Source organism: Thermoleptolyngbya sp. M55_K2018_002 (genome assembly GCF_015295965.1).
In the GTDB taxonomy this organism is placed as follows: Bacteria; Cyanobacteriota; Cyanobacteriia; order Elainellales; family Elainellaceae; genus Thermoleptolyngbya; species Thermoleptolyngbya sichuanensis.
Window position 1 is genome coordinate 1 of the sequence record NZ_DVEA01000091.1, and the last position, 7,024, is coordinate 7,024.

Annotated in this window: 8 protein-coding genes and 1 tRNA gene; 3 read left to right on the top strand and 6 right to left on the bottom strand. The window is 52.8% G+C overall.

Features of this window, described 5'->3' with window-relative positions; all coding sequences use genetic code 11:
- Positions 1 to 21: 21 nt before the first annotated feature.
- A complete protein-coding gene (locus IGS51_RS04600) occupies positions 22 to 510 on the bottom strand; it encodes a low molecular weight protein-tyrosine-phosphatase (RefSeq protein WP_297076513.1) in 489 nt (162 codons plus the stop codon).
- A gap of 119 nt (positions 511 to 629) precedes the next feature.
- Between IGS51_RS04600 and IGS51_RS04605 the strand changes: the two genes are divergently transcribed.
- Positions 630 to 702, top strand: a tRNA-Arg gene (locus IGS51_RS04605).
- 124 nt (positions 703 to 826) lie between these two features.
- Here IGS51_RS04605 and psbV2 read toward each other — a convergent pair.
- On the bottom strand, positions 827 to 1,282 hold the full coding sequence (psbV2, locus tag IGS51_RS04610) for a photosystem II cytochrome PsbV2 (protein ID WP_367279257.1): 456 nt from the start codon (positions 1,280 to 1,282) through the stop codon (positions 827 to 829).
- Positions 1,221 to 1,373: a hypothetical protein gene (locus IGS51_RS04615; RefSeq protein WP_297076519.1), complete on the bottom strand. Its 153-nt coding sequence runs from the start codon at positions 1,371 to 1,373 to the stop codon at positions 1,221 to 1,223. The genes psbV2 and IGS51_RS04615 overlap by 62 nt, the downstream gene beginning before the upstream one ends.
- Before the next feature lie 479 nt (positions 1,374 to 1,852).
- Here IGS51_RS04615 and IGS51_RS04620 point away from each other — a divergent pair, with 479 nt between their 5' ends.
- Positions 1,853 to 2,434 carry an SRPBCC family protein gene (locus tag IGS51_RS04620; protein WP_297076522.1) on the top strand — a complete coding sequence of 194 codons (582 nt, stop codon included), beginning with the start codon at positions 1,853 to 1,855 and terminating at the stop codon, positions 2,432 to 2,434.
- Positions 2,435 to 2,831: 397 nt separating this feature from the next.
- Entirely contained in the window at positions 2,832 to 4,310 is a 1,479-nt protein-coding gene (glgA, locus tag IGS51_RS04625) for a glycogen synthase GlgA (protein ID WP_297076525.1), read from the top strand.
- A gap of 92 nt (positions 4,311 to 4,402) precedes the next feature.
- Here glgA and IGS51_RS04630 read toward each other — a convergent pair whose 3' ends face one another.
- The 3 genes from IGS51_RS04630 to IGS51_RS04640 all read right to left on the bottom strand — a co-directional run.
- The gene (locus IGS51_RS04630) at positions 4,403 to 5,449 is read right to left on the bottom strand and encodes an endo-1,4-beta-xylanase (protein ID WP_297076527.1); all 1,047 of its coding nucleotides are present in this window, start codon (positions 5,447 to 5,449) and stop codon (positions 4,403 to 4,405) included.
- 156 nt (positions 5,450 to 5,605) lie between these two features.
- Entirely contained in the window at positions 5,606 to 6,370 is a 765-nt protein-coding gene (locus tag IGS51_RS04635) for a WecB/TagA/CpsF family glycosyltransferase (protein WP_297076530.1), read from the bottom strand.
- A 123-nt stretch (positions 6,371 to 6,493) separates the two neighbouring features.
- A partial coding sequence (locus IGS51_RS04640) for a glycosyltransferase (RefSeq protein ID WP_297076533.1) occupies positions 6,494 to 7,024 on the bottom strand: 531 nt, incomplete at its 5' end.

The following is a 7,024-nucleotide window of genomic DNA, read 5'->3' on the forward strand; positions in this document are numbered from 1 at the left end:
GGGAGAACGGCAACCTGGCCTCTATTCGGCGATCGCCCCACTCGCCTTCAACTCTGTCAGCAATCCGCCGCAGGCATCCATCAGCAGGTCAATCACGTAGTTAAACCCCTCTGTGCCGCCGTAGTAGGGGTCGGGCACTTCGCGATCGCCATAGGTTTGGCAATAGTCGCACATCAGCTTGACCTTGTGGCGATATTGCCCGCTGCGGTCGAGGCGCAGAATATTTTCGTAATTCTCTTTGTCCATTGCCAGGATCAGGTCAAATTCCTCAAAATCGTCGGGATGAAACTGGCGGGCGGTTCCCTCTAGCGTAATGCCCAGCTTCGCCTGAGCAGCGGCGTTCATGCGGCGATCGGGCGGGTTGCCGACGTGCCATGCGCCCGTGCCCGCCGAGTCGCAAATAATCTGCCCGTCCAGCCCGTTTTGTCGGATCAGCAGGTTCATAATGTTTTCCGCAGAGGGCGATCGACAGATGTTGCCAAGGCAAACAAACAGCAGCTTGTAGGGCATGTCTCCAGTTCCAGGTTTAAAGTGCTATACTCTCTGAGTGGTGATTGGCGATCGCTCTAAAGTTTACTACTCTGAGAGTCTGCTTTAGGAGTCTGCTTAAGCGTTCGCCAGGAAGCCGAGGGCATGTAGCTCAGTGGATAGAGCATCAGATTCCGGTTCTGAGGGTCGGGGGTTCGAATCCCTCCATGCTCGTTTAGTACGCTCATTTAATACACGGTAATGGCGCGTGGCAACAGGCTAGCCTCTAAGCTTTCGCCCATTTCCGTCAGACAGTCAGCTTGTCTGGTCGAACCCTAGAGCAGCGTTTAGGAGTCGGCTAGAAATCAGCCGTGCCCCAGCCAGGTGCTTTCTGAGCCGATCGCAGAATGAAGGCGGATAGGTTTTCGACCTGCGTCTGGTTCATCCAGTCCTCCGAAACGCGACGACACTCCAGCGCCTCTTCGGAGCCGTCGTAGGTTGTAGGGGCCCGCAGAAAGGCAACCAGGCGATTAATGGTATCGCGGGGCGGGGTTGCGCCCTTCAGCGCCGCAAGAGACAGCGGCACGGTCGGGTTGGGCAGGGTCGAACCGCCGACATGACAGTTTTTGCAGTTTTCTTCAAACAGGCGCTTGCCTGCGGTTAGGTCGATCGCCGAGAACGGTCGGGTCGTGTCTGCATCGAGCGGCAGTTCCACCGGCTCGGAAGCATCCAGAAACCGCGCCACATAGGGATCAACAGGCCCGGCGATCGCCCCTTGCGGCAGCAGCGCGATCGCCCCAATCCAGCATCCAATCACCACCCACCCGGCCACCCGCCACCGACTTGCGACGGGTCGGAGTATCGCTAACCAGAGTATCTCTAACCAATGGGCCCTTTGAAGCCATTCCTGCGTGCCTTTCCGACCAGCCTGCTGCATTGCTATTCGTGAAATTGAGCGTCTCCTATTTAACTCTAGCGCTGATGGGTTGCTGGCGGGTTTCTGCTGGCAATGATCTCCTGCTGATCTGCTGCTGAACTGGTCAATACGCCCCAATACGCCATTTTTTGCCCCAGGGCCGCCTTTAGAGTCCCGTGAGAGTCCTATTGGACGGTTTGCGACCAAGCGGAATGCTCTCCCAGCTTTTTTGTAAACCAGGCTTAACAAACGAAACGAAGAGCAGACCTTTAGAATGGATCAGGACTACATAAAGCGATGGATAAACCCTGGTATAAAACTAAAAATGGCGGATAAAACCGGAGCCTCGTTGAATTCGTAAATTTTTAGAGGCTGGCTTAGCGCGGAGCAAGCCCCTAGATGAGGTCAAAATTTAGTCCGAAAATTGGTTTGATTTGATCAACGACTCGGTGTTCGAGGAGACGAAAAATGTTGGATTTTTGGGGTCGGCATTCACGCCGTGGTGCGGAAGAATGGGTGCAGCCCCTTGTGGAAACCTATCAGGCCATTAGCTCTGCTTCGGTGGATGCCCTCTGGCAGCGAGTCATTAACCTGGCTGACGTTTCTTGGCATCCGCTAATTGCCCGCACCAACGTTCCCAAAGGACTCATCCCCAAGCCAGGACTGATTTATCAGGCGGTTTCGCGCCTGTTTTTGCCGATTCCGATTCGGATTTTTGTTGAGCGGGTGTCGCCCCGCGAGCTGCTGAGCGTCCGCATCCTGGCGCTGCCGGGGATAGAGGAGCGAGTCACCTATCGCGTTGAGTCTACGCTCTGCGGTACGCGAGTGTCCTACTCTGTCACGCTTAAGGGCTGGCTGTCGCCGCTGATCTGGTCGTTTATTCGCCCCTATGCTGCTCGCGTGGCCACTGAGCTAGCCCATGCCGCTGAGCAAGATTTGGAACGGGCGGCCTGTCCCCGATCGTCTCGCCGCGCTTTGCCCAACATGAATGCCGATCTGTTCGGGCTACTGCTGCTCGTCTGTAGTCTATCTCCTCCGCTCCATTCCTGATGGGCGAGAGTGCGTCTGACGGCATCAGCCCTGCACTACACCTACATTACTTACCAATTACACCTACATTACAAAAGTCTTGGTCACAAGAGCGATCAAAGGGTTTCTGGCAGGACTCTGCTCAAAAAGAGAAGTCAGGCTGACGGTCGAGTCTGGCTTTGGGAAAATCTCTTGAGGGCGATCGCCCCAGACTACCCACGAGTCCCCCAAAATATGGTTTTATACTTTTGTGAAGCATCGCATGTGAAGCGTCAGCTAAGCTGCCCTCTCTCGATGTATCTCTTCAGAAAGTGCCTTCAAAGTACTTTTTAGAGCGTCTCTCAGAGTGTTTCTGAGGGGCATCCAGCCAGCATTCAATGTAGCCATTAGCCAGTTTCCCTTCAGCAAGGAGCCGTCCATGTATATTGTGCAAGTTGCCTCTGAGTGTGCGCCAGTGATTAAAGCTGGGGGACTGGGCGATGTGGTCTACGGGCTGAGCCGGGAGCTAGAGATTCGCGGCAACACGGTCGAAATCATCCTGCCCATGTATGACTGCATGAGGTACGACCACATCTGGGGGCTGCACGAAGCCTATCGAGATTTGTCAGTGCCCTGGTATGGCGCAGCGATCAAGTGCGACGTGTTTTGCGGCTGGGTGCATGGTCGTCTCTGCTTCTTCATTCAGCCCAAATCCCAGGATAATTTTTTCAACCGGGGTATTTACTACGGCGCATCGGATGACAACATGCGCTTTGCTTTCTTTAGCAAGGCAGCGCTGGAATTTCTGCTTCGCACCAACAAGCGCCCCGACGTGATTCACTGTCACGACTGGCAGACTGGGCTAGTGCCCGTCATGCTGTATGAGATTTACAAATGGCACGGCATGGCCAATCAGCGCGTGCTGTTCACCATCCACAACTTTAAGCACCAGGGCATCGGCGGCGTAGATATCCTTTGGGCGACGGGACTAAACAACGAGGAATATTACTTTCAGTACGATCGCCTGCAAGATAACTTCAATCCTTTCGTCCTCAACTTCATGAAGGGTGGCATCGTCTACGCCAATCATGTCAACACGGTTTCGCCTCACCATGCCTGGGAAGCCCACTATGGCAGCGAGGGCTATGGTCTGGGGCACACGCTGCACACCCACAGCTACAAGTTCAGTGGCATCCTCAACGGTGTTGATTACGACATTTGGAACCCAGAAATTGACAAATACATTCCGGCAAAATATACCGCCGAAACCCTAGAGAACAAGGTTAAGAATAAAAAAGCACTGCGCGATCGCCTGGGTTTGCGCCATGACCCCGAAAAGCCCCTCATCTGCTACATCGGTCGGCTGGATGAGCAAAAGGGCGTGCATCTGGTTCACCATGCGATTTATCATGCGCTGCTGCGGGGTGTCCAGTTTGTGCTGCTGGGATCTGCCACCGAGCGCGGTATCAACGACTGGTTCTGGCACGAAAAGAACTTTCTCTACAGCAATCCAGACGCTCACCTAGAGCTTGGCTTTAACGAAGAACTCTCTCACCTCATCTACGCAGGGGCAGACATGATTGTCGTTCCCAGCAACTTTGAACCCTGTGGGCTGACCCAGATGATTGGTCTGAAGTACGGCACGGTTCCCATTGTGCGCGGCGTGGGTGGGTTGGTGAACACCGTGTTTGACCGGGACTATGACGAAAACCACCCGCCCGAAAAGCGCAACGGCTACGTTTTTCAACATACCGATTTTCAGGCGCTAGAGTCGGCGATGGATCGGGCGATCGGGCTATGGCGCTATTATCCTGAAGAGTTCGAGAAGCTCGTCCTGCAAGGCATGGCCTATGATTACTCGTGGAAAGATCCAGGCGAGGCCTACTTGGGCGTGTACGAGTATATTCGTCACCGATAGCTATGTTCGTCACCGATAGCTATGTCACCGATAGCTATGAAGTAACTATGAAGTGCCTCGCTGCGAGATACCTCGCTAGTAGCGGGCAGGATCTAGCGAAGGGGAGCGTTATCAAAGGCTTGGGCGATCGCCCACCATGCAGGCTTGCGCTCCAGGTTTTCGTCCAGCGGCAGAGGACGGACAGGTAGCCCGTCTTCGCGGGGCTTATCGCCAGAGAGCCACGTATGGCGATCGCTCAGCCCCCAAGTCACTACACCAATGACAGCAGGCTCGTCCAGCACAACATCTAGATACTCCCGATAGGCATCGGCCACGAGACGATCGCGAACTGACGGATTAGCCGGAACATTCTGATCGCTCACGTCTAACTCAGTGATCAGGATTTTTAGCCCCAGGTCGGCCAGATCCTTCAAAAACCGTCTCAATCGCTCAGCATCAAAGCGGGTTTCGCCTGCCCGTAGGTGTGACTGAATTCCAAAAGCTTGCACAGGCGTTCCGCTTACTATCAGCCGTTCCATTAGCTTTAGCGCCGCTTTACGCTTTGACTCATGACTCGACGTAGCATACTGCAATCCGTAGTCATTGTAGACCCGAAGCGCCCGGGAGTCTACCTGAGCAGTAAGCCGAAATGCCAAGTCGATATAGGCTTCCCCCAAAGACTCTAGCCACAAACTATTCCTTAGCCCATCGGAGCGTCCATCAGGAACTTCAATTGCTTCATTCACCACATCCCAGGAATGAATCTGACCTGCAAAATGTGCTGCGACTGTGCGGATATGAGAAGTCAGCAGTTGCTCAGCGTTGCTTGGGTTCAGGGTTTCCCTCAGCCATCTCGGGTTAGACAAGTGCCAGACTAGGGCATGTCCGCGCAGACTTAGCCCGTTTGCTCTGGCAAACCTGAGCATCTCGTCACTCCGAGTAAAGTCAAACCGATCTAGGTTGGGGCGCAGCGGTAGATCTCCAGCGGCCCATTTCAGTTCCCATTCAGGAACAAGAACACTGCACTCGCGGATATAAGAATTTGCCAACGACTGACTGCTGAGTAGATCCCGATGACGTGCTGCTGCCCCAAAGAACAATCCCTTGGCAGCAGCCCGCTGCTTGAGCGACTGTGTTTCGGATTCGAGGGCGATCGCCATTTCAGGAGTTATCGACCTTGATCGGGAAAGTTCTGACACGAGAAGTGACTGAGACATCGCTTCTTTAGCAGAATGCAGGCCTATACCTACAACGGTTCCTAGCCCAAACAGAAGGCAATCCCGACGAGATAAAGTCTTAACTTGAGACATAGGGACTTACTCCAAACGAAACGACGCAATCCCTAACCGCTGCCGCAACACAAGCCAAACAAAATATGGGTTGCCGAGAATATAGCGCTGCCACAAACGCTTTGGCTCCATTAGCAACCGAAATAGCCATTCCATGCCCAGCTTTTGCATAGGCACCGGGGCACGTCTGACCATATCTGCTACCAGTTCAAAACTCACGCCGATCCCCAAAGAAATGGGCACCCCCAGCGCCTTGTAATGGGCGTACATCCACTTTTCCTGCTTGGGTGCTCCCAAACCTACGAAGAGTAAATGGGGAGCACCAGCACGCACTTTCGACTGGATCAGCGCGAGTTCATCAGGATCACGCTCAAATCCGTACGGCGGGCAGTGTGTACCCACAATATCTAAAGAAGGATGACGCGCTTGCAACACTGCCTTAGCACGATCTGCCGCACCGGGACGCCCCCCCAGCAAGAAAACTCTAAGTCCCTTTTGTGCAGCAACCGCGCATAATTCTTCAAACAGATCGGTTCCATTGACGCGCCCATTAAGCGGTGTTCCCAAGAAGTGAGCAGCCCAAAGCAGCGGGACACCATCTGGAACTGAAAGAAACGAATGATGATAAATCTCTCGAAATAGGCGATCGTGCTGCAACATCATAATGTGGTGTGCGTTTGGAGTCACCACATATTCCGGTGTTGTGGATGTGAGGGCGTGATGCACAATCCGATTCACCACTTCGTCAAAGGAGTAATCATCAACTCCAACACCACAGATATTAACTCTCATTGCATCTCCGAATTGGTCAATTCGACAGGTTTAACTAAGTCAGAACTGGCAGAAAACTAGTATAAAAACTATAAAGTGCCTTTCAGAAACTTGCCACCAAAACACATCTTCAATGAGCAAAACCTATGATTCAAACAGCGTGGAAGTATAAACATGTGTCAGCGATTGCCAATACTTATTAGAGCCAAAGGGTAAAACGCTTGTGTATGCTGCCCTACCTAGCTCATGCCTTAGATTGCAGTCGTCTATTAACAACTTGATCGAGTCTGCAATTTGATAGACATCACCCGGATCAACCAAAAGACCGTTTCTCTTATGTTGAATCACACTTGGAATGCCACCTACAGGAGTTGTAATGACAGCCAGACCCCAACTCATCGCCTCCAGCAGAGCCATCGGCAAGCCCTCGTTATAGGAAGGCAGTATAAAAACGCTGGCTTCTCGCGACAGAGCTTCTCGTTGGGCTGGACTAATCCAACTCATAATAGAGACAACATCTTGGAGTTCAAAATCTTGAACCAGCTCTTCTAAACGCTCTAATTCACCATCGCCAGCCATTACTAGCCGTACCTGGGAATGATATTCTCTAGGGAGTAGTGATAGTGCTTTAACCAGATCAAACGCTCCCTTTCGATGGCCAATTCGTCCAAAAAA